This window comes from Arthrobacter sp. NicSoilB8, assembly GCF_019977355.1.
In the GTDB taxonomy this organism is placed as follows: domain Bacteria; phylum Actinomycetota; class Actinomycetes; order Actinomycetales; family Micrococcaceae; genus Arthrobacter.
The window spans coordinates 1,314,027-1,340,265 of record NZ_AP024655.1 but is presented as its reverse complement, the minus strand read 5'-3'; the positions used below and the strand labels follow the sequence as shown (position 1 = coordinate 1,340,265).

General features: G+C 68.4%; 24 protein-coding genes. 13 read left to right on the top strand and 11 right to left on the bottom strand.

Annotation, left to right across the window (positions count from 1 at the left end; translation table 11 throughout):
* The first annotated feature begins 62 nt into the window (after window positions 1-62).
* The 5 genes from LDO15_RS06035 to LDO15_RS06015 all read left to right on the top strand — a co-directional run bounded on the left by LDO15_RS06035 (window position 63) and on the right by LDO15_RS06015 (window position 5,918).
* Window positions 63-1,211 carry a 5-(carboxyamino)imidazole ribonucleotide synthase gene (locus LDO15_RS06035; RefSeq protein WP_263428376.1) on the top strand — a complete coding sequence of 383 codons (1,149 nt, stop codon included), beginning with the start codon at window positions 63-65 and terminating at the stop codon, window positions 1,209-1,211.
* Window positions 1,208-1,807, top strand: coding sequence for a 5-(carboxyamino)imidazole ribonucleotide mutase (purE, locus tag LDO15_RS06030; protein WP_223985008.1), 600 nt, complete (start codon window positions 1,208-1,210; stop codon window positions 1,805-1,807). Before LDO15_RS06035 ends, purE begins: the two co-directional genes overlap by 4 nt.
* 22 nt (window positions 1,808-1,829) lie before the next feature.
* Window positions 1,830-3,524: an LCP family protein gene (locus LDO15_RS06025; protein ID WP_223985005.1), complete on the top strand. Its 1,695-nt coding sequence runs from the start codon at window positions 1,830-1,832 to the stop codon at window positions 3,522-3,524.
* Window positions 3,525-3,652: 128 nt separating this feature from the next.
* Window positions 3,653-4,942: a mannose-6-phosphate isomerase, class I gene (gene manA / locus LDO15_RS06020; protein WP_223985002.1), complete on the top strand. Its 1,290-nt coding sequence runs from the start codon at window positions 3,653-3,655 to the stop codon at window positions 4,940-4,942.
* A gap of 4 nt (window positions 4,943-4,946) precedes the next feature.
* Window positions 4,947-5,918, top strand: coding sequence for a peptidoglycan bridge formation glycyltransferase FemA/FemB family protein (locus LDO15_RS06015; protein WP_223985000.1), 972 nt, complete (start codon window positions 4,947-4,949; stop codon window positions 5,916-5,918).
* On the opposite strand, the gene galE is transcribed toward LDO15_RS06015, so the two are convergent.
* Both galE and glpX read right to left on the bottom strand, forming a co-directional pair.
* Window positions 5,915-6,889, bottom strand: a complete 975-nt coding sequence (gene galE, locus LDO15_RS06010; protein ID WP_223984999.1) for a UDP-glucose 4-epimerase GalE — start codon at window positions 6,887-6,889, stop codon at window positions 5,915-5,917. The two genes, LDO15_RS06015 and galE, sit on opposite strands and share 4 nt — an antisense overlap.
* A 172-nt stretch (window positions 6,890-7,061) precedes the next feature.
* The gene (glpX, locus tag LDO15_RS06005) at window positions 7,062-8,084 is read right to left on the bottom strand and encodes a class II fructose-bisphosphatase (RefSeq protein WP_223987125.1); all 1,023 of its coding nucleotides are present in this window, start codon (window positions 8,082-8,084) and stop codon (window positions 7,062-7,064) included.
* 194 nt (window positions 8,085-8,278) lie between these two features.
* Here glpX and LDO15_RS06000 point away from each other — a divergent pair, with 194 nt between their 5' ends.
* From LDO15_RS06000 to LDO15_RS05990, 3 genes are all read left to right on the top strand, one after another.
* Complete coding sequence (locus LDO15_RS06000; protein WP_223984998.1) at window positions 8,279-9,049, top strand: DUF4245 domain-containing protein; 771 nt, start codon at window positions 8,279-8,281, stop codon at window positions 9,047-9,049.
* 10 nt (window positions 9,050-9,059) lie between these two features.
* Window positions 9,060-9,674, top strand: a complete 615-nt coding sequence (locus tag LDO15_RS05995; RefSeq protein ID WP_223984997.1) for a carbonic anhydrase — start codon at window positions 9,060-9,062, stop codon at window positions 9,672-9,674.
* A 124-nt stretch (window positions 9,675-9,798) separates the two neighbouring features.
* Window positions 9,799-11,235, top strand: a complete 1,437-nt coding sequence (locus LDO15_RS05990) for a class II fumarate hydratase (protein WP_223984996.1) — start codon at window positions 9,799-9,801, stop codon at window positions 11,233-11,235.
* Window positions 11,236-11,314: 79 nt separating this feature from the next.
* Here LDO15_RS05990 and LDO15_RS05985 read toward each other — a convergent pair whose 3' ends face one another.
* Window positions 11,315-11,983 carry a vWA domain-containing protein gene (locus LDO15_RS05985; protein ID WP_223984994.1) on the bottom strand — a complete coding sequence of 223 codons (669 nt, stop codon included), beginning with the start codon at window positions 11,981-11,983 and terminating at the stop codon, window positions 11,315-11,317.
* Window positions 11,984-12,173: 190 nt separating this feature from the next.
* Between LDO15_RS05985 and LDO15_RS05980 the strand changes: the two genes are divergently transcribed.
* The gene (locus LDO15_RS05980; protein WP_223984992.1) at window positions 12,174-12,920 is read left to right on the top strand and encodes a TetR/AcrR family transcriptional regulator; helix-turn-helix transcriptional regulator; all 747 of its coding nucleotides are present in this window, start codon (window positions 12,174-12,176) and stop codon (window positions 12,918-12,920) included.
* On the top strand, window positions 12,917-14,530 hold the full coding sequence (locus LDO15_RS05975) for an MDR family MFS transporter (protein ID WP_223984989.1): 1,614 nt from the start codon (window positions 12,917-12,919) through the stop codon (window positions 14,528-14,530). Before LDO15_RS05980 ends, LDO15_RS05975 begins: the two co-directional genes overlap by 4 nt.
* Before the next feature lie 93 nt (window positions 14,531-14,623).
* Here LDO15_RS05975 and LDO15_RS05970 read toward each other — a convergent pair whose 3' ends face one another.
* Both LDO15_RS05970 and LDO15_RS05965 read right to left on the bottom strand, forming a co-directional pair.
* On the bottom strand, window positions 14,624-15,094 hold the full coding sequence (locus LDO15_RS05970) for an NUDIX domain-containing protein (protein ID WP_223984987.1): 471 nt from the start codon (window positions 15,092-15,094) through the stop codon (window positions 14,624-14,626).
* 9 nt (window positions 15,095-15,103) lie between these two features.
* Window positions 15,104-15,661, bottom strand: a complete 558-nt coding sequence (locus tag LDO15_RS05965) for an A24 family peptidase (protein ID WP_223984985.1) — start codon at window positions 15,659-15,661, stop codon at window positions 15,104-15,106.
* Window positions 15,662-15,718: 57 nt separating this feature from the next.
* Here LDO15_RS05965 and LDO15_RS05960 point away from each other — a divergent pair, with 57 nt between their 5' ends.
* Window positions 15,719-16,543, top strand: a complete 825-nt coding sequence (locus LDO15_RS05960; RefSeq protein WP_223984983.1) for a hypothetical protein — start codon at window positions 15,719-15,721, stop codon at window positions 16,541-16,543.
* A 67-nt stretch (window positions 16,544-16,610) separates the two neighbouring features.
* A complete protein-coding gene (locus LDO15_RS05955) occupies window positions 16,611-17,261 on the top strand; it encodes a GNAT family protein (protein ID WP_223984981.1) in 651 nt (216 codons plus the stop codon).
* Between the two features lie 301 nt (window positions 17,262-17,562).
* Here the strand turns inward: LDO15_RS05955 and LDO15_RS05950 are convergent, their stop codons facing one another.
* The 3 genes from LDO15_RS05950 to LDO15_RS05940 form a co-directional block, all read right to left on the bottom strand.
* Entirely contained in the window at window positions 17,563-18,957 is a 1,395-nt protein-coding gene (locus LDO15_RS05950; protein WP_223980416.1) for an IS1380 family transposase, read from the bottom strand.
* Between the two features lie 502 nt (window positions 18,958-19,459).
* Window positions 19,460-20,899: a PhoH family protein gene (locus LDO15_RS05945; RefSeq protein ID WP_223984979.1), complete on the bottom strand. Its 1,440-nt coding sequence runs from the start codon at window positions 20,897-20,899 to the stop codon at window positions 19,460-19,462.
* Window positions 20,900-21,133: 234 nt separating this feature from the next.
* Window positions 21,134-21,895 (bottom strand): isoprenyl transferase, encoded by a 762-nt coding sequence (locus LDO15_RS05940; protein WP_223987122.1) that lies wholly within the window; start codon window positions 21,893-21,895, stop codon window positions 21,134-21,136.
* Between the two features lie 155 nt (window positions 21,896-22,050).
* Here LDO15_RS05940 and LDO15_RS05935 point away from each other — a divergent pair, with 155 nt between their 5' ends.
* Window positions 22,051-22,767, top strand: a complete 717-nt coding sequence (locus tag LDO15_RS05935; RefSeq protein ID WP_223984977.1) for a hemolysin III family protein — start codon at window positions 22,051-22,053, stop codon at window positions 22,765-22,767.
* Between the two features lie 164 nt (window positions 22,768-22,931).
* Here the strand turns inward: LDO15_RS05935 and LDO15_RS05930 are convergent, their stop codons facing one another.
* The 3 genes from LDO15_RS05930 to LDO15_RS05920 are packed head-to-tail and all read right to left on the bottom strand — an operon-like array spanning window position 22,932 to window position 26,216.
* Window positions 22,932-23,618, bottom strand: coding sequence for an HAD family hydrolase (locus tag LDO15_RS05930; protein ID WP_223984974.1), 687 nt, complete (start codon window positions 23,616-23,618; stop codon window positions 22,932-22,934).
* A complete protein-coding gene (locus tag LDO15_RS05925; protein ID WP_223984971.1) occupies window positions 23,618-25,879 on the bottom strand; it encodes a thioredoxin domain-containing protein in 2,262 nt (753 codons plus the stop codon). The genes LDO15_RS05930 and LDO15_RS05925 overlap by 1 nt, the downstream gene beginning before the upstream one ends.
* Window positions 25,857-26,216 carry a hypothetical protein gene (locus LDO15_RS05920; protein ID WP_223984968.1) on the bottom strand — a complete coding sequence of 120 codons (360 nt, stop codon included), beginning with the start codon at window positions 26,214-26,216 and terminating at the stop codon, window positions 25,857-25,859. Before LDO15_RS05920 ends, LDO15_RS05925 begins: the two co-directional genes overlap by 23 nt.
* Window positions 26,217-26,239 lie beyond the last annotated feature (23 nt).

The following is a 26,239-nucleotide window of genomic DNA, read 5'->3' as shown; positions in this document are numbered from 1 at the left end:
GTAGGCTGGGACTTGTGACTTTTCCTGTAATCGGTGTTGTTGGCGGCGGCCAGCTTGCCCGCATGATGGCTCCTGCCGCCACCGCCCTGGGCTTTGAGCTCCGTGTTCTCGCCGAAAGCGAGGACGTCTCTGCCGTCTCTGCCGTGGCCAACGCCCCGGTTGGTGACTACACGGACCTTGACCACTTGCTCGAGTTCTCGCGCGGCCTGGATGTGCTGACTTTCGACCACGAACACGTGCCCACGGCGCACCTGCGGTCCCTGATCGAGGCCGGAGTCAACGTCCATCCCGGCCCGGACGCCCTGGTCAACGCCCAGGACAAGCTCGTGATGCGCGCCGCGATCGACCGGCTGGAGCTGCCCAATCCCCGCTGGGCCGCCGTCGCGAATGTCGCGGACCTCGTCGCCTTCGGCGAGGAGACCGGCTGGCCGGTGGTGCTGAAGATGCCCCGCGGCGGGTACGACGGCAAGGGCGTGCGGATCGTGGCCTCCGCCGCGGACGCAGGCGACTCCGCCGGCTGGTTCGAGGCCATGTCCCCCCTGCTGGCCGAAGCCAAGGTGGAATTCAGCCGCGAACTTTCGGCCATGGTCGCACGCACCCCGGACGGCGAATCCCGGGCCTGGCCCGTGGTGCACACCATCCAGGTGGACGGCGTGTGCGATGAAGTCATTGCCCCGGCCCTGGACATCCCGTTCGAAGTCGCCGTGGCCGCGGAGGACGCCGCTGTCCGGATCGCCAACGAGCTCGGTGTGACAGGTGTCATGGCGGTCGAGCTCTTCGAGACCCCGGGCGTCGGCGCGGGCTTCCTGATCAACGAGCTCGCCATGCGCCCGCACAACACCGGGCACTGGACCCAGGACGGCTCGGTGACGAGCCAGTTCGAGCAGCACCTGCGGGCCATCCTGAACCTGCCGCTCGGCGCCACGGACCTCCTGGGGCCCGTCGTCGTGATGAAGAACTTCCTTGGCGGGGCCAACCAGAACCTCTATTCCGCCTACCCCGCCGCCCTGGCCAGCGAACCGGCCGCGAAGGTGCACTGCTACGGCAAGGCGGTCCGGCCCGGCCGGAAGATCGGCCACGTCAACCTCGTCGGTAGCTCAGCGGCCGACGTCGACTCCGTGCGGCAGCGGGCCACCACTGTGGCCGACATCATCAGGAACGGCCGGGCCCAGGCCGGCACGACGCCGTCAACCTCCGAGGAGACCGCATGAGCACCGCACCCGAGAACGCAAAAACCCCGCTGGCCGGCGCCGCTCCGGACGCCCCGATCGTGGGCCTCGTCATGGGCTCGGACTCGGACTGGCCGGTCATGGAAGCCGCCGCTGAAGCCCTCGCCGAGTTCGGGATCCCGTTCGAGGCCGACGTCGTCTCCGCCCACCGGATGCCCACGGAGATGATCCGCTACGGCCAGACCGCCCACGAGCGCGGCCTTCGCCTGATCATCGCCGGCGCCGGCGGCGCGGCTCATCTTCCCGGCATGCTCGCCTCGGTCACGCCGCTGCCCGTGATCGGCGTCCCCGTGCCCCTCAAGACCCTGGACGGCATGGATTCGCTGCTGTCCATCGTGCAGATGCCGGCCGGTGTCCCGGTCGCCACCGTCTCGATCGGCGGGGCGCGCAACGCCGGCCTCCTGGCCGTGCGCATGCTGGCCTCCGGCACGGACGACCTCGCGCGCCAGCTCCGGGCGGACCTCCTGGACTTCGCCCAGGAACTCAACGACGTTGCGACCCGGAAGGGCGCGAGCCTGCGGCACAAGGTCAGCGAAGTGTTCGCCGACGGCAACGTGGCCCCGCGTAGCAGCAAATAAGGCAGCCATTAAGGATCCCGGCATGAGCAACAGCTTCGCCCCCGCGCACCGTCCCGAGCAGTCGGGACTGGCGCCGAGCGACCCGGTCCGGCACCCCTCCGGCGCCCCGACCCCGGTGCTGGCCAAGCGGGCGTTCCTCCTGATCCTCATGACGCTGCTGGTCCCCGGCAGCGCCCAGATCGTCGCGGGCAAGCGCCGGCTGGGGCGGGCTGCGCTGCGCGTGACCTTCACTGTCTGGGCGCTCGCCCTGCTGGCTGTGCTGCTGCTGCTCGTATCACGTCCTACGCTGATCAACCTCCTCACCGGGACGGTCCCCTCCCTCCTGCTCGTGCTGGGCCTCGCCGTGCTGGCGATCGGCTGGGCCGCGCTGTTCCTGAACACCCTGCGGCTGATCCGGCCCGGGCTGCTCGCCCCCAGGATCCGTCCTGCGGTGGTGCTGGCGCTCGTGCTCGCCATGATCCTCAGCAGCGGCTCCCTGGGCTACGCGGCCTATCTGCTCAACGTCAGCCGCGACGCCATCGGCAGCATCTTCTCCGGTTCCGGCCCTACCCTTGAGCCCTCCGACGGCCGGTACAACTTCCTGATGATGGGCGGCGACGCCGGCGCCGACCGCACGGGGCGCCGGCCGGACAGCCTCTCCGTTATCAGCGTCGATGCCAAGACCGGCAGCACGGCGATCATTTCCGTGCCCCGCAACCTCCAGAACGCCCAGTTCAGCGCGGAATCACCGATGCGCCAGGTGTATCCGGACGGCTACAACTGCGGCGACGAGTGCCTGATCAACGCCATCAACACCGAGGTCACCAACAACCACCAGGACCTCTACCCCGGGGTTGCCGATCCCGGGGCTCAGGCAACCCTGGAAGCGGTGTCCGGCACGCTGGGCATCAAGGTCCAGGCGTACGTGCTCGTGGACATGGACGGTTTTTCCAAGCTCATCGACGCCATGGGCGGCATCCGGATCAAGGCCGGCGGCTGGGTCCCCATCAGCGGTCCCATGGTGGATGAAGCCAACGGCATCCACGGCATGCCGGACGGCTGGATTCCGGCGGGCGACCAGACCCTCGACGGCTTCCACGCCCTCTGGTACGGCAGGTCCCGGGAATTCGTCGACGACTACGCCCGCATCCAGCGCCAGCAGTGCGTCCAGCAGGCGATGCTGAAGCAGCTCGACCCGGCCACCCTGCTGGCCAAGTTCGAGGACATCGCCAAGGCCGGCACCAAGGTGGTCGAATCGAACATCTCCTCAGGGCAGCTCGGCAGCTTCGTGGACCTGGCCATGAAGGCCAAGGGCCAGGACGTCAGCCGCCTGACCATCGGCCCGCCCGACTTCGACGCGGCTTTCTCCACGGCACCGGACTTCGACGTCATTCACGCGCGGGTCGCCAAACTGCTGGCCGGCCCGTCCGCCAGCGCCCCCGGCGGCTCAGCTGGTGAGGACACCCTCCAACAGGCCGGAACGGCCGCCGGGCCGGTATCCTCAGCGCCGCTGTCCGCCGCCGGGCCGGTATCCTCAACCCCGGTGTCCTCAGCGCCGCTGTCCTCAGGGGCCGCGCCGGCCACCCAGCCGTCGCCGTCGTCGGACTTCACCCCGGTGACCACCACGCCGGACGGGGAGCCGATCACCGAAGAGATGCTTAACCAGTTCAAGCGCAACGGCGACGAACAGTCCATCCGCGACCTCGTCGCCACCAACGGCCAGTGCGCGCCGCTCTAGGACCCGGGCGTCCGCGCCGCGGGCGGCCGAATCAGAGCGGCCAAATTAGGCCGGCCAGGGCAGACCGGCCCGAGCAGACTGACCAGATCAGAGTGACCACATTTCAGTGACCAGACAGGGACCAGGCCATGTACGAACTTGAGAACGTCCTCCGGCCCTATGCCTGGGGCTCCCCGACGGCTATCGCCGACCTGCTCGGCCGGCCGGCTTCCGGCGGACCCGAGGCGGAGCTTTGGATCGGCGCCCACCCGGACTCGCCGTCCGTGGCCCTGACGCCGACGTCCGGCGGTGCGGGGCGGCACACGCCGGACACGCACGACGGCGGACGGCTGGCGCTGGACGCGCTGATTGCCGAGGATCCGGAGCATTATCTGGGCGGCGCAAGCGTGGCCGAATTCGGCCCGCGCCTGCCGTTCCTGCTCAAGGTCCTCGCCGCCGAGTCGCCCCTGTCCCTGCAGGTGCACCCCACCATGGCCCAGGCCAGGGAGGGCTTCGCGCGCGAGGAAGCGGCCGGTGTCTCCCCCACCGCCCCGGAACGCAACTACAAGGACGCCTTCCACAAGCCGGAAATGATCTTGGCGCTGACCCCGTTCGAGGCGCTCTGCGGTTTCCGGCCGGCGGCGGAATCCCGTGCGGTCTTCGAGCATCTGGCGGCATGCTTCGACCGTGCCGGGCTGGACCTTCCCCCGCTGGTTCCGCTGCTGCTGCAGGACTTGGCGCTGCCGGACGAGTCCGCGGCGCTCCGCTCCGCCTTTGAACGGCTCATCACGGGCGGTGAGGACGTCTCCGATGCGACCGCCGTGATCGCCGCCGCGCTCGTCTCCGGTGCTCCCATGGGCGGGCACGAGGCCGGGCTCTCCACCGTCGTCACGCTTAACGCCCAGTACCCGGGCGATCCGGGTGTCCTGATCTCGCTGCTGCTGAACAGGATCTCCCTTGCCCCCGGGCAGGCCGTCTACCTGCCGGCCGGAAACGTCCACGCCTACCTGCACGGCCTCGGGATCGAGGTCATGGCGTCCTCGGACAATGTGCTCCGCGGCGGGCTCACGCCGAAATTCGTGGACGTGCCGGAACTGCTCAAGACGGTGGCGTTCGAAGCCGTGGCAGTGCCGATGCTTCCGGCCGGGACCACGATGCTGGGCCAGGAGCTCTTCCGGCCGCCGTTCCGGGAATTCCAGCTCCAGCGCATTGAGCTGGCCCCGGAGGCCGAGCCCGTTCCGCTGGCGCAGTCCGGTGCCGCCGTCGTGATCGTCACGGGCGGCTCCGTCCGGCTCGACTCGCCGAAGGGCGAGCTGCGCCTGGACCGCGGCGCCAGCGCCTTCCTGCCAGCCGCCGAGGCCCCGGTCAATGTCCACGCCGTCTCGGGCGCCACCGGCACCGCCCTGGCATTTGCCGTCACCACCGCATTGGAGGCCTGACACCATGGATTATTTCCTGCAGAGCCCGCAGTGGGCGCAGTTCCAGCGCGCGCTCGGACGCACGGTCCACGAACAGTCCGGCCCCGGGTGGCGCTTCCTCGCGATCGAGGAATCCAATCCGGCCGGCAAACTGCTCTACTCCCCCTACGGGCCCGTCGCCGAGTCGCTGGCGGCGTTCGACGCCGCGCTGGCGGCGCTGACGGACCTCGCCCGGACCAGCGGGGCAGTGTTTGTCCGGATCGAGCCGGTCACCGCGGGGTTCACGGCCGCCGAAGCCGGCACCGTGCTGCGCGGCCGCGGCCTTCAGCCGGCGCCGGTCAGCCAACAGCCGGAGCTTAGCTGGATCGTCGACGTCGACCGGGACTTCAAGGAGGTCCTGGCGGACATGAAGCCGGCCAACCGGAACCTCTACCGCAACATCCACAAGAAGGGCGTGACTTTCCGCTCCAGCCAGGACCCTGCGGAGATCTCGATCCTGCTGGAGTTCCTGCGCATGACGGCGGCCCGCAACGGCTTCAAGCCGCAAAGCGACGACTACCTGAGCCAGGTGGCCCGCTCGCTGATGCCGGCCGGCGCCGCGACGCTGTTCATCGCCGAACTCGACGGCCACCCCATCGCCGCCGCCCTGGCCTATGACTCAGCCGACACCCGGACCTACGCCCATGCCGCCGTGGACGACACGCACCGCAAGCTCAGCGCGGGCATTCCGCTGCTGGTGACCCTGATCGCGGACGCCCAGGCGAAGGGCCTGAAGCACGTGGACCTGTGGGGCGTGGCGCCCACGGACCAGCCGGAGCACAAGTGGGCCGGATTCACGGCTTTCAAGAAGTCGTTCGGCGGACGCGAGATCGCCTACCCGGGAACGTGGGACCTTCCGGTCCGGAAGGTCCGCTACGGCAGCTACCAGCTGGCCCGCAAGGGTGCCCAGTTCGCCAGGACGCTGCGTGCCCGGTCCAAGGCCCTGACCAGCCGTTAGCCGGCAGCGGCAATCGCGTGCCGCTGGGCATCGTAGGCGCTGGCCACCATCTGCTCCACGGAATGCCGCATCTTCCAGTTCAGGTCGCGGGCGGCCAGGGTGCCGTCAGCCACGATCCGGTCAGGATCCCCTGTCCGGCGCGGCCCGATCTCGGGTTCGAAGTCGATGCCGGTGACCTTGGCCATCGCGGTCATGATCTGCCGTACGGACAGCCCGTCGCCCGATCCAAGGTTGTAGACGCGCTCCAGCGGCCTGCCCGCGGCGAGGGCCTGCGCGGCGGCTACGTGCGAGGTAGCCAGGTCGGCCACGTGCACGTAGTCCCGGACGCAGGTTCCGTCCGGGGTGTTGTAGTCGACGCCGTTGATGCGCGGGGTCTGGCCCGCCGTGAGCGCCCGCAGCACGATCGGGAACAGGTTATGCGGGCTGGTGTCGTAAAGTTCGGGCGCGCCGGAGCCGACCACGTTGAAGTAGCGCAGCGAGGTGTGCTTCAGGCCCCGGGCCCGGCCCTGGTCCCGGATCAGCCACTCGCCGATGAGTTTGCTCTCGCCGTACGGTGATTCCGGGTTGGTGGGCGTGTCCTCGGTGACGACGTCGCCGGCGGGCGTGCCGTACGTCGCCGCGGAGGAGGAGAAGACCAGTTTGTCGACACCGGTGAGCTCCATGGCCTTGAGCAGCTCGGCCGTGCCGGTGACGTTCTGTTCGTAGGTCAGCAGCGGCTCCTGGACGGACACACCGGCGTACTTGAACCCGGCGAGGTGGATCACGCCGGTCACGTCGTGGTTCCGCAGCGTATGGGCCACGAGGTCGGCGTCGAGGATGCTGCCGTGGATGAACGGCACATCGTTCGGCACGAACTCGCGGTGCCCGCTCGAGAGGGAGTCAATCACCACCGGCTGGATCCGGGCGCCGCGCAAAGCGGACACCACATGAGAACCGATATATCCTGCACCGCCAGTTACAAGCCACGTCATGGCTCCACCCTATCGAACGCGCCGGACCTGCGGACGCCCGGCGGCAATAGACACGGCATCAGACTCCGCGATTAACGCGATTAAGACGACGAATCCCGGGGCACGGATGCGGCCCCGGGATTCGTCATGTTCAGTGAGTGGTGCTCAGTGGATGCTGCCTACTGCGCAGGTGCTAGCTCTTGCGGGCGTAGCCTTCCCACTTGCTGGCCTGGTGCTCGCCGTCGACAAAGCGGATGGTGCCGGACTTGGAGCGCATCACGATGGACTGTGTGAGGACCTTGTCCTTGGAGTAGCGCACGCCCTTGAGGAGGTCGCCGTCGGTGATGCCGGTGGCCGCGAAGTAGCAGTTGTCGCTGGAGACGAGGTCATTGGTGGACAGCACCCGCTCGAGGTCGTGGCCGGCGTCGATCGCCTTCTGCTTCTCGTCGTCGCTCGTGGGCCACAGCCGGCCCTGGATGACGCCGCCGAGGGACTTGATGGCGCAGGCCGCGACGATGCCTTCCGGGGTGCCGCCGATGCCCATGAGGGCGTCGACGCCGGTGCCGGCACGGGCAGCGGCGATGGCCCCTGCGACGTCACCGTCCATGATGAACTTCGTGCGGGCGCCGGCTTCGCGGATTTCCTCCACGAGGGGGCGGTGCCGGTCGCGGTCCAGGATCATGACGTTGAGCTGGTTGACCTTGACGCCCTTGGCCTTGGCGATGAGGTGCAGGTTCTGCTTGACGGGCAGGCGAAGATCCACCATGTCGGCCGCTTCCGGGCCGGTGACGAGCTTTTCCATGTAGAACACGGCGGAGGGGTCGAACATGGAGCCGCGTTCGGCCACGGCCAGCACGGCCAGGGCGTTGTTGATGCCGAGGGCCGTCAGGCGGGTGCCGTCGATGGGGTCGACGGCGACGTCGCACTCCGGGCCGGTGCCGTCGCCGACGCGTTCGCCGTTGAAGAGCATCGGGGCTTCGTCCTTCTCGCCCTCGCCGATGACCACCACGCCGTTGAAGTGCACGGTCTGCAGGAAGGAGCGCATGGCGTCCACGGCGGCGCCGTCAGCCTTGTTCTTGTCGCCGAAGCCCACCCAGTGACCGCCGGCGATGGCCGCGGCTTCGGTGACGCGGACAAGTTCCAGTGCGAGGTTGCGGTCAGGCTCGTCGATCCCGACTGCGAGCGAGGGGGAAAGCGTTGAGTACTTCTGGGACATGGGCGCTGGTGTCACGTGAACCTCTTCTTCGAGTGGCGGTCGTTGAACCCGTACGGCCAGGATCGATCCGTCGCGGTGATTCGTCTGATATTGATCATAGTCGTGGCAGCCGCGCCAGGTCATGGGATGACCGGTGCGTGACGTACTTCACCTCCGGGCGGCCGCTGCGCCGCGAATGTGAGATCAGACCGGATATGGGCGACTATAGAGGGGTGAGTGAATTGCAGGACGCCTCCCCCGCTGCCCCCGGTTCTCCGGCTGGCAGCGCCCCCGCGGCAGACCCGGAGACCTCCGGACAGCCGCCGGTCCGGCCCGTCATCGCCGCTGCAGCGGCAAAACGCGCCAACGCCTCCGTGATGGGCATGCTCATCGCCCTGGTGGTGAGCATCGCCGCGTTTCTGCCGATCGTCCTCATGAACCCGTCCCCCAAAACGGACGGCTACCGGCCAAACATCAACGTCAGCGCCACCGCGCAGAACGCGGCGGATGTGGCGGGATTCACACCCGTGGCGGCCGATACCGGCGACACATTTCGTGCCAACTACGCGCGCTGGGAGTCCGGCGCCGGCACCGGCGTCCCTGTCTGGGAAGTCGGCTACCTGACGCCCAAGGAATCCTTCATCGCCCTCGTGCAGACCCGCCAGGCCAACCCCACCTGGCTCCTGCAGCAGACCAAGAACGCGCCCGTGACCGGCACCCGCAACGCCGGCGGCCGGGACTGGGAACTGCGCGACGCCGGCAAGGGCGAGAAGTCCATGGTGCTGGCCGACCGCGGCACCACCGTCATCCTGTCCGGGTCCGCAACGCTCGACGAGTTCTCCGCCCTCGCCGCAGCCGTGGTGAAGTCGCTTGAAAGCAACCCTCCCGCAATTGCACCGAACAGCGCACCAAGCAGCGCACCAAACAGCGCACCGGCGGTCACGCCGGGCGCAACAGTTTCCCCTTCGGCCGCAGCGACACAGTAAAGTCGGGGGCGTGGCCACCTATCTCACCCCTGCACTTGCCTGGCGGCGTCTCCGCGAAGGCAACGAACGTTTCGTCTCCGGCGCGTCCTCGCACCCCAACCAGGATGCATCGCGGCGCTCCTCGCTCGTCGAGAACCAGCACCCGTTCGCCGTAATCTTCGGCTGCTCCGACTCCCGTCTCGCGGCCGAGATCATCTTCGACCTCGGCCTGGGCGATGCGTTCGTCGTCCGGACCGCGGGACAGGTGATCGACGACGCCGTGCTCGGCTCCCTGGAATACAGCGTCAGCGTCCTTGGCGTGCCGCTGATCGTGGTCCTGGGGCACGACCGGTGCGGCGCCGTCACCGCCACGAAGACCGCCGTGGAGACCGGCCAGATGCCGGTCGGATTCATGCGCAGCCTGGTCGAGCGCATCACCCCCTCCGTGCTGACCTCGCTCCGTAACAATCAGGAGGATGTCAACGACATGGTGGTCGAGAACGTGAAGCAGACCTCGCAGCGACTCGTGGACAGCTCCCGTGTGATTTCGGACGCAGTGGGAAGCGGCCGCGCCGCCGTGATCGGCCTCGCGTACAGCCTGGCAGACGGCAAGGCCGACCTCGTGTCCGGAATCGGCGAGCTCTAGACCCGGCTCTCCGGCCCCATCGCTCCGGACCCGGCACTCCTGGCCCTGATCCCCCGTCGCGGCTGCCGCGGCGGGGGCCGTTCACGGTTTTCGGTGCAACGCCTACTCCCAATAAGCTAGGCCCATGACTTCCACAGATGAGTTGAACACCGAAGAGTTCCGCATTGAACACGACACGATGGGCGAAGTCCGCGTTCCCGTGAACGCCCTATACCGCGCACAAACGCAGCGTGCAGTCGAGAACTTCCCGATCTCCGGCAAGACGCTGGAGCGCGCCCACATCGAGGCCCTGGCCAGGGTCAAGAAGGCCGCAGCCCAGGCCAACGCCGAACTGGGGGTGCTCGACGGCGAGCTCGCCCAGGCGATCGCCGACGCCGCCGACCAGGTTGCAACCGGCAAGTACGACGGCGACTTCCCGATTGACGTTTTCCAGACGGGGTCCGGCACGTCCTCGAACATGAACACCAACGAGGTCATCGCCGAGCTCGCCTCGCGTGCCCTCAAGTCCGCCGGGAGCGACAAAGTTGTCCACCCCAACGACCACGTCAACGCCTCACAGTCCTCCAACGACGTCTTCCCGACCTCGGTCCACGTGGCCGCCACGTCCGCGCTGATCAATGACCTGATCCCGGCCCTGGGCTACCTGGCCGAGTCGCTGGAGCGCAAGGCTGTCGAGTTCAAGGACGTCGTGAAGTCCGGCCGCACGCACCTCATGGACGCCACCCCGGTCACCCTGGGCCAGGAGTTCGGCGGCTACGCCGCGCAGGTCCGCTACGGCATCGAGCGCATCAATGCCTCCCTCCCCCGCGTTGCCGAGGTCCCGCTGGGCGGCACCGCCGTGGGCACGGGCATCAACACGCCGGCCGGTTTCCCGGAGCGCGTGATCGAGCTCCTCGCGGCCGACACCGGGCTGCCCCTGACCGAGGCCCGCGACCACTTCGAAGCCCAGGCCAACCGCGACGGCCTCATCGAAGCGTCGAGCCAGCTGCGCAACATTGCGATCTCCTTCATGAAGATCAACAACGACCTGCGCTGGATGGGTTCCGGCCCCAACACCGGCCTCGGCGAAATCGCCATCCCGGACCTGCAGCCGGGTTCCTCGATCATGCCCGGCAAGGTCAACCCCGTCATCTGCGAAGCCTCCATCATGGTCTGCGCCCAGGTGATCGGCAACGACACCGCCATTGCGTGGTCCGGCACCAACGGCGCCTTCGAACTGAACGTCGGCATCCCGGTCATGGCCGCAAACCTCCTTGAGTCTGTGCGCCTGCTGGCCAACACCAGCCGTGTCATGGCCGACAAGATGATTGACGGCATCACCGCCAACGTGGAGCGCGCCCGCTTCCTGGCCGAGGCCTCGCCGTCGATCGTGACCCCGCTGAACAAGTTCATCGGTTACGAGAACGCTGCCAAGATCGCCAAGAAGGCGGTGGCCGAGGGCCTGACCATCCGCGAGACCGTCGTCTCCATGGGCTTCCTCGAGCGCGGCGAACTGACCGAGGAGCAGCTGGACACTGCCCTGGACGTCATGTCCATGACGCGCCCGCCGCACAAGGCCTAGTCCGGCGGCCCAGCCCACCGGACCCGTCACACGGCCGGCGTCTTTCCTCCGAAAGGCGCCGGCCGCGGCCGTGTCCGGCCTAGGACACGGGGCCATCTCCCCCGGCCGCCGCGCGCTCCTCGGGCGTGTAGGCGGCTGCCGCGGAGGCCTCGTCCATGCTGGCACCGCCGATCCGCGCCTCCCGCAGCCGCCGGGTCTTGGCGGACTGGACGGAGAAGGCAGCGTCGACGTTTCCGGCGGCGTAGGTCAGCGCGTCTTCGGCGCGGATGCCCAGGCCGCCGGCCGTCAGCACGGCATCCTGGTTGGCGCCCAGATAGGTGAACTGCCAGCCCCACTGGCTCTGCTGCCGCTGGACCAGGGCTTTGACCAGATCACCGGTGGCCTCGCGCGAAGAGTTCTCGTGGCCGTCCGTCAGCACGGCGACGAGCACGGTGCCGGGGCGCTGGCCCTCCGGGAGGGCCGCGAGTTCGGCGCCCGCTTCCCCGATCAGCCGGACCATGGCGTCGTGGAGGGCCGTGCTGCCGCGCGGCTGCAGGTCCAGGGCCGGGACGTCCTGAATGTCCACCGAGGCGTAGACGCGCTCGTAGGTGTCATCGAACTGCGCCAGCGACAGCTTGCACCGGCCCGCGACCGCTTGCTGTTCACGGACGAAGGCCGCGAACCCGCCCACGGTGTCATCGGCGATGGAGCTCATGGAGCCGGAACGGTCCAGGAGGACGTACACGTGCGTCAGTGCTGAATCTGTCATGCTTCCCCATTTCCGGTCCGAGACGGTGCTTCTGCCTCGTCCGGGACCACGCGTTGCCAGCTGAAGGGCTGGACAGGAGCAGGCTACGGCGGACCAGTGACACTATTGCGATCTGCAGCACCCGATCTTGCGATCTGCCGCACTCGATCCAATTTTGCACTAATCGTGATTTGGTGCAAAAATACACTCCATGGATGACAGTGCAATTAGTTTGGGCGGTCTCCGCGAGCGCAAGCGGGCCGCGACACGGGCGGCGATCACCGCCGTCGCGCGTTCCCTGACCGCCGAACGGGGCCTCAACGGCTACACCGTGGAGGAAGTCTGCGAGCAGGCCGGCATTTCCCGCCGGACCTTCTTCAATTACTTCCCCGCCAAGGAGGACGCGATCCTCGGCCATGTCGACGACGACTTTCCCGAAGAGGTGGTCGCCCGGTTCATGGCGGGAGGCGCGGACTCGCCCGCCGGTGAAATCTCGGCCTCACTGCTCTCCGACCTCGTGCGGCTCTCCCTGGACCTGTCGGAACGGATGAGCACGTCCGAGGAAGAGACCCGCCAGCTGATCGGGGTGATCAAGAAGGAGCCCCAGTTGATGCTCCGGATCATCGGTGCCTCCGAGGAACGCGAGGCTGAATTCGCGCGCATGCTCGCGGCCAGGGAAGGCGTCCCCACCGACCACCCCGTGGTCCGCATGGCCGTGGTCCTGCTAGGAAATATCGCCCGGAAGACCAGCGCCGAATACTTCTCCGAAGGCAATACGCGCCCGTACAAGGACATGCTGCTGGAAAACGTGGCCGCCGCCCGCACGCTCTTTTCGATGCCGTTCGACGCGTCTCCGGCCGGTACACCCAGGGCCAGCACGTCGCCCTCCAGCTCTTCCCTTCCCAGCACCTCCCAGTCCAGCACCTCCCAACCCAATTCATCCGAAGGAGCGCAATGAGCGCCGCCGTCAGCATCAAGCCAGCAGCCGAGCCGCTGCTGCTGACCCAGAAACGCATCTGGATCATCTTCTCCGCCCTCATCGCGGGCATGCTGCTCTCCAGCCTGGACCAGACCATCGTCTCCACCGCCATGCCCACCATCGTCGGCAAGCTCGGCGGTGTGGAGCACCAGGCGTGGATCACCACGGCCTATCTGCTGGCCACCACCATCGTCATGCCGATCTACGGAAAGTTCGGCGACATCCTGGGGCGCCGGAACCTGTTCCTCGTGGCCATCGGGCTCTTCACCCTTGCCTCGGTCGGCTGCGCCCTCGCCACGGACTTCTGGGGCTTCGTGGTCTTCCGCGCCATCCAGGGCCTGGGCGGCGGCGGCCTGATGATCCTCTCGCAGGCCATCATCGCCGACATCGTCCCGGCCAAGGAACGCGGCAAGTACATGGGACCGCTGGGCGCAATTTTCGGCCTCTCCGCCGTCGCCGGCCCCCTCCTGGGCGGCTTCTTTGTGGACCACCTGACCTGGGAATGGGCCTTCTACATCAACATCCCGATCGGCATCGCCGCCTTCACCATTGCCTGGTTCACCCTTACGCTGCCGAACAAGAAGGCCGAGAAACGGATCGACATCCTGGGCGTGCTGCTGCTCTCCGCCGCCACCACGTGCCTGATCTTCTTCACCGACTTCGGCGGCAAGAAGGACGAAGGCTGGGACTCGCCGCTGACGTGGGCTTTCGGCGCCGGGCTGGTGCTCGCCGCAGCAGCCTTCGTCATGGTGGAGCGCCGGGCCGAGGACCCCATCATTCCGCTGAGCCTGTTCAAGAACCGGATCTTCGTGAACTCCACGGCCATCGGCTTCACTCTCGGACTCGGTATGTTCGCTGCGATCGCGTTCGTTCCCACCTTCCTGCAGATGTCCTCCGGGACCTCCGCCGCGGAATCCGGCCTGCTGATGCTGCCCATGATGGTGGGTCTCATGGGCATGGCCATCTTCTCCGGCATCCGGATCTCCAAGACCGGCAAGTACAAGATGTTCCCAATCCTCGGGGCCGCCCTGACCATCGCGGCGATGCTGTGGCTGACCACGCTCACGGCCGCCACGCCCATCTGGGTGATCTGTGTGCAGCTGTTCATCTTCGGCGCCGGGCTGGGCTCGATCATGCAGGTGATTGTCCTGGTGGTGCAAAACTCCGTGCCGGCGGACCAGATCGGCACGGCGACCAGCACCAACAACTACTTCCGTGAGGTCGGAGCGTCCCTCGGTGTGGCAGTTTTCGGCTCGATCTTCACCACCCGGCTCGCCGAGTCCCTGACCAACGCCTTCACCGGAGCCGGCGCGTCCGCGGAGCAGGCGTCCCAGTCCACCCGGACGATGGACCCCCAGACCCTCAGCCAGCTCCCGGCCCAACTCAAGGACGCAATCGTCAACGCCTACGCCGATTCGCTCGCTCCCGTCTTCTGGTACCTGCTGCCGTTCCTGGGCATCGCCCTGATCCTGGCTTTGACCCTGAAGCAGATCCCGCTCTCGGACACCGCCGGTATGGTGGCCCGCGGCGAGGCCGTCGGCGGCGAGGAGGCCGAGCGGCTCGAGGCGGAACGGGCAGCCCACCGGTAAAGACCAGGGGCGCCGCAATCTTTGGGGGTTGCGGCGCCCCTGCCGCATGCCGGACGGCTGGTGCCGGCAGCCTGGCGCCGGATCAGGGCCATGTCAGTGCCGGTAGTGGACCTCGCCGGCGGGGTCAGCGGCCCGGCGGATCATCTCCAGATGCCCGGGCATGAGCTCGGGGAACTCCGCCCGCCGGAACCAGCCGACCTCGAGGGATTCGTCGTCGTTGACCCGGGCCTCTCCCGAAACGAAACGGCAGCGGAACACCAGGGTCAGGAAATGACACACGTCGCCGTTGGGGTAGCGAGTGGGCCCGACGGCGTCCACCGAAACCAGCCGCTCGGCGGCGGCCACCACACCGGTCTCTTCGAGGATTTCCCGCAGCAGGCCCGGCGCGGGCTCCTCGCCCGGTTCCAGGATTCCGGTGATCAGCCCCCATTGCCCGTTGTCGGCCCGCCGGCCGAGCAGGACCCGGCCGGCGTCGTCGAACACCACTCCCCTGACGCCGGGCAGCCAGAGGGCCTCGTGTCCGATTTTCTCCCGCAGCTTCAGGATGAATTCCGGGGTCGCCATGCCGCCAGCCTAACCGGCCGGTATCAGAAGCATCGCGGCCGCGGCTCCGGCCAGCATGAACGGCCCGAAGGGAATGGCCGACTGCAGCGTGCCGCGCCGCAGGGCGAGCAATCCGAGGCTCCACAACCCGCCGAACATGAATGCGGCGAAGGTCCCGGCAAAGACGTGCCCCCAGCCCAGGAACCCCAGATACATCCCCAGGACGCCCGCAAGCTTCACGTCGCCGAAGCCCATTCCCGGCGGATACACCGCGTGCAGCAGGAAGTAGAAGAGCCAGAGGGCCGCCCCGCCGGCAAGGACGCCCAGCCCCGGCACACCGAACAGCACGGCGTCCGGCGTACCGGCACCGTCCTGCCCGGCGGGCAGCAGCTGGCTGGCGGCCGCGCCCAGCAGGAGGACTCCGGCGATCGCATAGGACGGAAACACGATCCGGTCCGGCAGCAGGTGGTGCCGGACGTCGATCACGGTGAGCCGAACGGCCATGAGGGAAAAATAGGCGCACGCGGCCACCACGAGCCAGAAGGCCAGCGGGTTGGCGGCGCCGAGGGTGCCGAGTCGTTCGATCACTCTCGGATGCTACTGGATATTCGTCCGGCCCGTGGGGCCCGCGCGTAAACTGTGGATATGGCCGGATGGGACAGCAGGAACGGGCGCGGGCCGCTCGCGCCCCGCGGCCCGGCAAATCCGGCTGCGGCCTTCCGGCACCTGTGCCGGTCCTCGCCCTGGAAGTGGCAGTCGCTGAGGTTCGAGTACCTTGACCGGCCCCTCACGCGTTCCGCAGGCTCCCCCATGGCTTCTCCGGAGGGCCTCGTCAGGGCGTGGCTGCGCAGGCCCGGCGCCTTGCGGCTGGAGACCGCCGACGGGCTGGTGATTGCCAGCACCACCGGCATCAACGACTCACGCGGCGGCTTCTATGTCAGTTCCACGCGGAAGACCTGGCTCCTGCCGCCACACCTGGTCACCCCGGTGTACGACGACGACGGGCTGGTGCGCCGCCGTCCGGAGGCAGCCTACGGCGAACCGTCGTTCGGGAACGGCCGGTTCGCGGCGGCCCTGGACCCGGTGGAGCTCGCAGGCAACTCCCCCGTGCCGCTGGAATTCCCCAACGCCAACGCCGTGGAACTTGGCCCCGTCACGGAAGTCGACCACGAGGGCCGGGCCGCCCTGGAAACCACGGTCAGCCCGAACCCTTCGTACCGTCCCGCCGATCCTGCCGCCCCGCTCTGCCGGCCGGGACACACGCTGCTGAGGATCGACGCCGGCACCGGCGTCTGCGTTGCGAGCCGCTGGCTGGACGCGCCGGGGGCTGGCGACGATGCCGCCGGCTACGGCCACTGGATCAGGATCCTGGGCGTGGATGAGTACATGCTCGATGACCTGTTCCTGGCCGAATCCATGAACCTCACGGACGTCCGCCGCCACATCAGCTGGGATGTACCAGCCGAGTAAACGGGGACACCAGAAGGGTGCAGCGGCGTGACTGGCGTCCTGGGGCCGGCGCCGCTAGGATTCCCCGATGATTGAGCCCGCCACATATTGGCCTCCTTTCGGCCTGACTCTGACCACGCCGCGCCTCAAACTGCGGCCCATCCGCGACGGGGACATTCCTGCCGCGGTCGAGGCCGCACTGAGCGGCGTGCACGAGCCGGGCCGGAGCCCATTCAGCAACCCGTGGACCGAAGCCCCGGCCCACGAGCTCGCGACCAGCATGGCGCAGTGGTACTGGCGGTGCCGCGGTGCCACGGCGCCCGAGGACTGGGCCCTCCTGCTCGGCATCTGGCACAAGGACGAATTCGTCGGTTGCCAGGACATCGGGGCCAAGGACTTCGCCACCATCAGGACAGTCACCACGGGCTCATGGCTCCGCCGGAGCGCCCAGGGCCGCGGCCTTGGCAAGGAAATGCGTGCCGCCGTCGCACTCTACGCCTTCGACCACCTCGGTGCCGACCTCGCAACGTCCGAGGCCGCCGTCTGGAACCGCCAGTCTTTGGGCGTCTCGCGCTCCCTCGGCTACGAATTCAACGGCATCACCCGGGCCATCTGGGGCGGCAAGGCCCAGGAAGTCCAACACGTCCGCCTGACCCCCGCAACCTTCAAGCGCCCGGACTGGAACCTCCACGTAAAGGGCCACGAAGCAACGGCAAAGTACCTGGGCATCCAGAAGTAACCCGAAACGTCGCCGCGGCGACCCGCGGGCTTAGACACGTCCCGCCGCTGGGTTGCCGTGGTTGAGTTCGCGGTGCAGCGGCGCCCCGCCGTCGCTTAGACACCTCCCCTCGCTGGGTTGCCGTGGTTGGGTTCGCGGTGCAGCGGCGCCCCGCCGTCGCTTAGCCTCGATCCACCGGTCGGGTTTGTTGGGCGGGGTCGCCCTGATCTTGGTCCGGGTTTCGGCCGGGGGCGTGACTGAGTTGCCGGCCTTGCTGCCGGTGGTGTTCCGTGGTCCTGGTTGCGCCGGATTGGCTGGGTGGTCAGATGGCGGCGGCCCGTGGCGGCCCGCAGGCCGCTTCGAAGAGCTGTGACCATCCGGTTTCCCAGGGCCAGTGCGCGGGCAGGTGCAGGACGATTTTCCGTGCCGAGGTCGAGATCCGGGCCGGGATGGTGATGAGTTTTCGGCGGATTGTGCCGCTGCGTGCTTTGCCCAGGTCGGTGCCGGCGAGGGTGCCGATGGCGCGCGAGAGGTTGAAAGCGATGCTCGCCAGGACTAGCCAGGCTGCGTTGGCGGTGAACTTTCCCGAGGGCAGGTGCGCGAGGGCGCTGTCTTTGAGGTCCGCGTTGACCTGCTCGATGACGGCGTGTTGGCGGTGGGTTTTATCTGCCGTGACCGTGTCCAGTTCGCTGGTGGTGAAGAAGGCGTGGAAGCGGTGGGTGTCGAACAGGGTCTGTTGCCCCGTGCCTGCTTCGGCATTCAGTTCAGGGATCCGCCGCACGACCAGGCGCCCGTGGACGCGTTCGGCTTTCTTCCGGCCCACGAAGGCGGTGAAGGCAGTCTCGGCGACTTCTGCCGAGGAAATCCAGGCCCCGGTGGTTTCATCGCGGACCGCGTCGGTGTACTGGATGGTGGTCCAGGCATCCTCATCAATGGTGGCGATGGCGCGTTTGACGGCCGGGTCCATCCGGGCGGTAATGGACACTTTCGCGCCGGCGCGGTGCGCGGCCGTGACGACCGGGTGGCCATAGAACGCGCTGTCGGCGCGCAGCAGCACCAGCCCGGTGGCCCCCCTGCCGCGCAGCCGTTTCACGGTAGCCAGGACGTCACCGATGAACTTCCCTGCCCCGCGCGGGGACCCGGCGCTTCCCTTGCGCAGCCGGGCGCCGATGATGACCGGCGCCGCGGTCGCGGTCGAGAGGATCCCGATCAGCGCGTTCAATCCCCGGACCCCGGAGTAGCCGTATCCGGAGCCCTGTTTCCGGTAGCCGTGGACTTCCTTGATGGTGTCGTCGATATCGACCAAGGCGTAATCATCGATACCGGAGGCGATCGGGGCCACCGCGGCGACATTGACCAGCCACCGGGCCGCGAGGGCATCGAGCTGGCGGACATGGCCGAAGGTGAACGCCCGCAGGAACGATCCCAAGGTCGACGGGGCATACGCGCCGGCGAAGAGTTTCTTCATCCCACCGTGACGCAGCAAGGCCATGTCATCGATGGAATCGGCGCCGGCGACCATGCCCGCGACCAGCGCGGTGACTTTCAGGCCCGCGTTGGCGCCGAAGTACCCGGGCAGCGTCAGCCACTGATCAGCGAGTTCGCCGAGGCAGGTTTTCACCGCCAGTGCCATCGCCGGGACCAGCCCCGAGGCCGACACGAGATTGGAATCATCGAACGTGGCTGACACGTGCGTGGATCTATGGAAAAGTTGCATCTACGAGATGCCTCTCGGACTGGCCAAACGGAGTTCTAGACAAACCCCATTTTTCCCGATCCGGCAGGCATTCTCCGTTTAAAACGCCGCAACAACATCAACCCGACCGGTGGATCGAGGCTTAGACACCTCCCGTCGCTGGGTTGCCGTGGTTGGGTTCGCGGTGCAGCGGCGCCCCGCCGTCGCTTAGACACCTCCCGTCGCTACGCTACGGTCGGCGATGCGCTCCTTTGCTGGACACCGCAGCCCCGCGGAGGCGAGACGCTCACCAAGCCGGGACGCGGTCTTTCGTAAAGGAGCGCATCGCGGCGCATCGGACCCCGGAGGTCGCCCCGCGACCGCAGCGGGTCCCATGCGCCGTGTCTAAGCGACGGCGAAAGGCCGTGACCCGGCGAAACCGACAACGACAAACCCAACCCGGCGAAACCGACAACGACAAACCCAACAACAGCGAACGGCCGCGGCCCGGCTAACCGGACCACGGCCCCACGCCAGGACGAGCCTAGATCTCCGCCCCCTCCAGCAGGTCCGTCACCAGGGCCGCGATCGGCGAGCGCTCCGAGCGGGTGAGGGTGACGTGGCCGAACAGCGGATGCCCCTTCAGCGTCTCCACGACCGCGGCGACGCCGTCGTGCCGTCCGACCCGCAGGTTGTCGCGCTGGGCGACGTCGTGGGTCAGGACGATCTTGGAGTTCTGGCCGATCCGGCTCATCACGGTCAGGAGCACATTCTTCTCCAGGGACTGGGCCTCGTCGACGATCACGAACGCGTCATGCAGCGAGCGCCCGCGGATGTGGGTCAGCGGCATGACTTCGAGCATGCCCCGGTCCATCACTTCCTCCACGACTTCCTGGCTGACCAGCGCCCCCAGGGTGTCGAAGACGGCCTGCGCCCACGGGTTCATCTTCTCCGCCTCAGAACCGGGCAGGTAGCCCAGTTCCTGGCCGCCCACCGCGTACAGGGGGCGGAAGACGATCACCTTGCGGTGCTCCCGTCGCTCCAGGACGGCTTCGAGGCCGGCGCAGAGGGCCAGCGCGGACTTGCCCGTGCCGGCCCGGCCGCCGAGGGACACGATACCGACGGACGGGTCCATCAGGAGGTCGATGGCGAGCCGTTGCTCGGCCGAGCGGCCGTGGAGTCCGAAGACGTCGCGGTCGCCCTTGACGAGTCTGACCTGTTTGTCGGCCCCTACGCGCCCGAGCGCCGAGCCGCGGCTGGAGAGCAGGACCAGCCCCGTGTTGGTCGGCATTTCGGCCGCGGCCGGAATGAAGACCGGCTCGTGCCCGTAAAGGGTAGCGACCTCGTCCTCGCCCGCGTCGAGCTCGGCGACGCCGGTCCAGCCGGAGTCCTTGACGAGTTCGTTGCGGTATTCATCGGCCAGCAGCCCCATGGCCGAGGCTTTGACGCGCATCGGCAGGTCCTTGGACACCACCGTCACGTCGCGGCCCTCGTTGGCCAGGTTCTTGGCCACCGCGAGGATGCGGCTGTCGTTGTCCGCCCCGCGGAAGCCTGCGGGCAGCACCTCGGCGGAGATGTGGTTCAGTTCCACCATGAGTGTGCCGCCGTCGTGGCCGAGCGGGATGGGACGGTCCAGGCCGCCGTGCTCGAGCCGCAGGTCATCGAGCAGGCGGAGCGCCTTGCGAGCGAAGTAACCCAGTTCCGGGTCGTGGCGCTTTCCTTCGAGCTCGGTGATAACGACGATCGGCAGGATGACTTCGTGCTCGGCGAAGCGCAGGAGGGCCCGCGGATCGGAGAGCAGCACGGAGGTATCGATCACAAAACTGCGGGCCGTGCCCCGTTTTCCTGTTCCTTCCCCGGAAACAGCAAGACCGGCCGCGGCGGAATCCGCTGCACCGGTCTTTGAGGTGGCTCGCTTGGCGCGAGAGGTAGCTTTCTGTCCCTGGTCGGAAATGACGTCGGGCAGTTGCTCAGAAGTAGCCACATCGACTCCAGCCCCGGGGCAATGCCCGGATTTGTTATTGGTGAGGCGGCTCGGCCTGAAGACCGCACGCGGCCTCCCATACACCCGGTGCGAAAATCCGCTCCATGTACTGGCCTCCCCGATCGGCCGGCGAATTGCCCGCCGATGGGATTAACGTACGTCTCCGGAGGCGGGTTTGTCCGTCAATTTCCCGGCGATTCTTGTTGCATTCTTGTGAACTCCGCGTGAACGGCTTCAGGCGCCGAAGCGGCGCTGCCTTCCGGCGTAATCGCGGAGGGCGCGCAGGAAATCGACCTTGCGGAACGCCGGCCACAAGGCCTCGCAGAAGTAGAACTCACTGTACGCGCTTTGCCACATCAGGAACCCGGAAAGCCGCTGCTCGCCGGAGGTCCGGATCACGAGATCCGGGTCCGGCTGGCCCCGGGTGTAGAGGAACCGCGAGATGTCGTCCACGGTGAGGTCATCGGCCAGTTTTCCGATGTCCGCGCCCCGGGCGACGGCGTCGTGCAGCAGTTCCCGGACGGCGTCGACGATTTCCCGCCGTCCGCCGTAGCCGACGGCGACATTGACGTGCAGCTTTTCGTGCGCGGGCGTGCGGGCCGTGAGTTTGTTCAGCCGCTCGGCGAGGTAGTCCGGCAGCAGCTCGGGGGCGCCCATGGCGTGCACCGAGATGTCGGCGTCGTCGTCCAGCCGGTCCAGGGTGTTGGCAATGATGCCCATCAGGAGATCCAGCTCTTCGCCGGAGCGGTTCATGTTGTCCGTGGAGAGCATGTACAAGGTGACCACCTTGATGCCCAGCTCCTGGCACCAGCCGAGGAATTCGTGGATCTTATCCGCGCCGGCCTGATGCCCCTGGCTTGTGGGGGCGTTGAACTGGCGGGCCCAGCGCCGGTTGCCGTCGACCATGACGCCGACGTGCCGGGGGATCCGTTCCGGGTCCAGGGAGCGCTGGAGTTTGCGCTCGTAAAAGCCGTAGAGGAACCCGGGCATTTCCATCCGGAGATTCACCTGGCTTCCTTGAGGTCCTTTGTTCAGTGCACATCCTAGGGTACCTGCCGGAGCGCGCTGCCGCGTGCAGGACCGCCGCCGGACAGCGCCGGAACGCTTGTTACTCGCGGGTAACTTACTAGTGCGTAGGTTATTATTGCGGCATGGAAAGCAACAGTCTGGAGCCCAGGCCGGAGCCTGCGGCAAGGAAGGGCACGCCGGTGGACGACGCCGCCGTGAGGCTTGCCGAGCTGCTGATGATCAAGCCGAAATGGCGGGGCTGGATCCACACAGTGACCGCCCCGCTGGCCTTCGTCGCCGGGCTGGTGCTGGTCATCCTGGCGCCGCCGGACCTGAAGATCGCCTGCGCCGTCTATGCCGTCACCGGGGTCCTGCTTTTCGGCGTCAGCGCCGTCTACCACCGGGGGAACTGGTCTCCGCGCGTCAAGATCGTCCTGAAGCGGCTGGACCACACAAACATCATGCTGGTGATCGCCGGAAGCTACACGCCGCTCGCCTGGGCCCTCCTGGAACGGCCGCAGGCCGAACTGCTGCTGTGGGTCATCTGGTCCGGGGCCATCCTCGGCGTCCTGTTTCGCGTGCTGTGGACCAACGCCCCGCGGTGGCTCTATGTGCCGATCTACATCGCGCTGGGCTGCGGGGCGCTGTTCTACCTCCCGGACTTCTTCGCCGCCAATGTCGCCTCGGCCGTGCTGATCTGCGTCGGAGGCGCCCTGTACATCACCGGAGCCGTCTTCTACGCCCTGAAGAAGCCGAACTTCAGCTACAAGCACTTCGGCTTCCACGAGCTGTTCCATGCCCTGACGGTGGTCGCTTTCGCCGCGCACTACATCGCCATTGCCATCGCGGTCCTGAGCTGACCCGGTCGGGCCGCCGCTGCTCCCCGGACCACCGCTGCCCCGGCGCGTGCCTGCGCGTACTCTCCCCACCTTTGTGACCGCGAGGCCGCGACTCACCGGCTCTTGTGCCCGACACTCCGGGAGTGGCCCGCAAAAGTGGGGAATGTCCGGCGCCAAGGGCCGGGTCAGGCGAACCGCGCAGGCCGCCCCGCCGTGATGAGCCCGGGCAGCCGGCGCATGTCGGAAAAGACGGTGGTCCCCGGACCGGCCAGCCGCTCGGCCGGGGTCACGCCGCCGGCATACGCGAAGACGTGCATTCCGGCTGCCCGGGCGGCCTGGACGCCGTAGGCACTGTCCTCGACGACGGCGCACCGCTCCGGCGCGGTGTTGAGGCTCGCTGCGGCATGGAGGAACAAGTCCGGCGCCGGCTTGCCGTTGGCTACCTCCGTGGCACTGAAGATGCGGCCGTGGAAGCGGTGCAGCAGCCCGGTCTTGCCCAGGGTCCGCTGCATCTTGTCATGGCTGCCGCTGGACGCGACGCAGTGCGGCAGGCGCAGCCGGTCCAGGGCGTCCTCGATGCCGTCGACCGCCTCGAGGTCGCGTTCGAACGCCTCCTGGTACCACCGCCCGTACTCCCGGTCCAAGCCGTCGGCCAACCGGACACCCAGCTGCTGTTCGACGGCGGCAACAAAGTGCGCCTCGGACTTACCGACGAACCGCTCCACGATTTCATCCAGTTCCAGCTCCCAGCCGAGATCGGCCAGCACCAGCTGGTCCACCCGGATGGCGATCACCTCGGAATCAACCAGGACACCGTCGCAGTCGAACACCACCAGCTCAAAGCCGTCCCGAGAAGTCGCCGGAGAAGTCATCAGCCCATCCTAGCCAGACGCTCCCGCACCCCTTCCACGGAATCCGTCGGGCTGTCGCAGACCATGCCGCGGCACAGGAACACCTGCGGGGAGCCCGCCGGACCCGCGCCCCGGCCCAGCAGCAGCGGCACGGGCCGGACGGCGTCGTTGTCCTGGACCGCGACCACCAGCCCCGGGCTGGCCGAGAGCAGCAACTCCCGGTGGAGTGCGGCCCGCTCGGGCGTGTCCGGCCCCGCGACGGCGGCCTCGACGGGCCCGGCGAGCGCGGCCTGGGCGGTCGCGAGCAGCCAGCCGGCCACGCGGGGCACCCGGCTTGCGAGCGGGGGCAGCAGCGCGAGGATGTTGGCCGCCAGGGCGCGGTGCTCCGAGGAGCCGGACAGGGCCGCGTGGGTCACCAGCGCCCCGGCCAGCGCGGCGGCGCCGCTCGGGGTGGCGTTGTCGAACGGATCCAGCCCGTCCCGGCCGCCCTGGGCGGCCGTGACCTGCGTCGATTCCCCCGCAGCGTCCTGCAGGCCGCCGTCGGCCGCGAAGCGTTCGCAAGCAGCGTCCAGCATGGCCTCGGCCAGGTCATACCAGCGGGTGTGCCCGGTAGCCCCATAGAGGGCGAACAAGCCTTCGGCGCACAGCGCGTAGTCCTCCAGCAAGCCCCCGATCCCGCGCGCTGACCCGCCGTGGGACACACGGATGAGCCTGCCGGGGCCGCCCTCGGCCGGACGCCAGTGCACGCGCTCCAGATAGGCCGCAATCCGTTCCGCGGCGTCAACCAGTTCCGGCCGGGCCAGGGCGGCCCCGGCGTCGGCGAGCGCCGCGACGGCCAGGCCGTTCCACCCGGCCACCACTTTGTCATCCCGGCCGGGCTGCGGCCGTCCGCTGCGGGCGTCAGCCAACAGTGGCCGCACCCGCCGCCACAGCTCGGCCTCCCGCCCGGTGATCGCCCGGCCCGGATGCAGCGGCGAGCCGTCGGCGGTCACGGTCCCAGGCGTGTGGATGTTCATGAGGGCCGCCACGGCGGCGCCGTCGGCCGGCCCCAGCAGTGCCTCGAGCCCGGCCGGAGTCCACAGATAGGTGGCGCCCTCGGCGTGCACGCCGTCGACGACGGTGTCGGCGTCCAGCGAGGACGCCAGGGCCACGGCCACCCTGTCCGGGGCCGTGCCCGATGCCGGGTCCGGGTCAGCCGACGGCGCCGAGCCTGGCGCCGTCTCAGGGGGCAGCCCGAGGCGGCCCAAGAGCCAGTCCGCGGTGCGCCCGGCGACTTCTGCGGCCTCTGCGGCCGGATACTCGGCGGTGCCGCCCAGCCGGAACCAGTGGGCGTAGACGCGCAGCAACTGGGCGTTGTCGTAGAGCATTTTCTCGAAGTGCGGAACGGACCAGTCCCGGGTCACGGAATAGCGCGCAAAGCCGCCGTCGAGCTGGTCGAACAACGCCGACCGGGACATCGCCGCCAAAGTGCGTCCCGCCATGTCCCGGGCCGCCGCGGCGGTGTCGGGGTGACCGGCATCAGAGGCAGTGGTGCCAGGGGCAGCGGCTGCCGACGGCACGGCAGCGTGCCGGATCAGGAATTCGAGCACTGCCGAGGGAGGGAACTTCGGTGCGCTGCCGAAGCCGCCGTGCGTCTGGTCTTCGGAGCGGGCCAGGGCGGCAACGGCTTCGCCCAGCAGGCCAGCGTCCAAGGGCTCGGGCGGCCCGTCGAGCCGTACCGCGGCGGCCGGCTGGGACGCGGCGATGCCGCGCGCCAGCGTGGCGGCATTGGCTTCGACGGCGCCGCGGCGCTCCGTCCAGGCCTCGCTCACGGCTTCCAGGACCTGCCGGAAGGAAGGACGGCCCGGCATGGGCCGGGGCGGGAAGTATGTGCCGGCGTGGAAGGCCCGGCCGTCAGGGAGGAGGAAGACGGACATGGGCCAGCCGCCTTCGCCGCTGATGGCCTGGGTGGCGGCCATGTAGACGGCGTCGACGTCGGGGCGCTCTTCCCGGTCCACCTTGATGGAGACAAAGTGGGCGTTCAGGTAGTTGGCCGTGTCCGGGTCTTCAAAGGATTCGTGGGCCATGACGTGGCACCAGTGGCAGGCCGCGTAGCCGATCGAGAGAAACACGGGCACGTCCCGGTCGGCCGCGGCGGCGAAGGCAGGGTCGCCAAACGGCTGCCAGTGAACGGGGTTGCCGGCGTGCTGGCGCAGGTAGGCAGAGGGTTCCGCCGCCAGGGCGTTCGAGGCCCCTGCCAGCGGATCGGGGGAACCGCCGTCAGCGGGTTCCGGGTCCCGCATCGCCGTTGACCTCCGGCCGGGAAACCCCGCCGTCGGCGGGGAAAGCGCTGCCGTCGGCGGGGAAAGCACTGCCGTCGACGCCGGCGGTCCCCGCTCCGGCGGTTCCGGCGGTTTCCTCGGCAGCCTCACGCTCGGCCTCCACCTGGGCACGGTAGCGGACCCGGCGGATCCGCCGCACCATGTCCACGATCAGCAGTGCCGTCAGAATCACGATGAAGGCTGTCAGCAGGAAGCCCAGCAGACCCGGGGTGACCTGGTCCTCGGACAGGCCCGGGCGCAGCGACGGCGTGGGGGTCGGCGCCGGGGTCGTTGCCAGGGCGATGAGCAAGGAGTGCACGGTAAAACCTTCTGTGGAACTGG

Coding starts and splice junctions, on each gene's coding strand:
- LDO15_RS05980 (WP_223984992.1), top strand. CDS start 12,174: ATGGATGACAGTGCAATTAGTTTGGGCGGTCTCCGCGAGCGCAAGCGG.
- LDO15_RS05925 (WP_223984971.1), bottom strand. CDS start 25,879: ATGCGGGACCCGGAACCCGCTGACGGCGGTTCCCCCGATCCGCTGGCA.
- LDO15_RS05970 (WP_223984987.1), bottom strand. CDS start 15,094: ATGGCGACCCCGGAATTCATCCTGAAGCTGCGGGAGAAAATCGGACAC.
- purE (WP_223985008.1), top strand. CDS start 1,208: ATGAGCACCGCACCCGAGAACGCAAAAACCCCGCTGGCCGGCGCCGCT.
- glpX (WP_223987125.1), bottom strand. CDS start 8,084: ATGTCCCAGAAGTACTCAACGCTTTCCCCCTCGCTCGCAGTCGGGATC.
- LDO15_RS05975 (WP_223984989.1), top strand. CDS start 12,917: ATGAGCGCCGCCGTCAGCATCAAGCCAGCAGCCGAGCCGCTGCTGCTG.
- LDO15_RS05960 (WP_223984983.1), top strand. CDS start 15,719: ATGGCCGGATGGGACAGCAGGAACGGGCGCGGGCCGCTCGCGCCCCGC.
- LDO15_RS05990 (WP_223984996.1), top strand. CDS start 9,799: ATGACTTCCACAGATGAGTTGAACACCGAAGAGTTCCGCATTGAACAC.
- LDO15_RS06035 (WP_263428376.1), top strand. CDS start 63: ATGATGGCTCCTGCCGCCACCGCCCTGGGCTTTGAGCTCCGTGTTCTC.
- LDO15_RS06015 (WP_223985000.1), top strand. CDS start 4,947: ATGGATTATTTCCTGCAGAGCCCGCAGTGGGCGCAGTTCCAGCGCGCG.
- manA (WP_223985002.1), top strand. CDS start 3,653: ATGTACGAACTTGAGAACGTCCTCCGGCCCTATGCCTGGGGCTCCCCG.
- LDO15_RS05930 (WP_223984974.1), bottom strand. CDS start 23,618: ATGACTTCTCCGGCGACTTCTCGGGACGGCTTTGAGCTGGTGGTGTTC.
- LDO15_RS05940 (WP_223987122.1), bottom strand. CDS start 21,895: ATGGAAATGCCCGGGTTCCTCTACGGCTTTTACGAGCGCAAACTCCAG.
- LDO15_RS05935 (WP_223984977.1), top strand. CDS start 22,051: ATGGAAAGCAACAGTCTGGAGCCCAGGCCGGAGCCTGCGGCAAGGAAG.
- LDO15_RS05985 (WP_223984994.1), bottom strand. CDS start 11,983: ATGACAGATTCAGCACTGACGCACGTGTACGTCCTCCTGGACCGTTCC.
- LDO15_RS05950 (WP_223980416.1), bottom strand. CDS start 18,957: ATGCAACTTTTCCATAGATCCACGCACGTGTCAGCCACGTTCGATGAT.
- LDO15_RS06025 (WP_223985005.1), top strand. CDS start 1,830: ATGAGCAACAGCTTCGCCCCCGCGCACCGTCCCGAGCAGTCGGGACTG.
- galE (WP_223984999.1), bottom strand. CDS start 6,889: ATGACGTGGCTTGTAACTGGCGGTGCAGGATATATCGGTTCTCATGTG.
- LDO15_RS06000 (WP_223984998.1), top strand. CDS start 8,279: ATGGGCGACTATAGAGGGGTGAGTGAATTGCAGGACGCCTCCCCCGCT.
- LDO15_RS05955 (WP_223984981.1), top strand. CDS start 16,611: ATGATTGAGCCCGCCACATATTGGCCTCCTTTCGGCCTGACTCTGACC.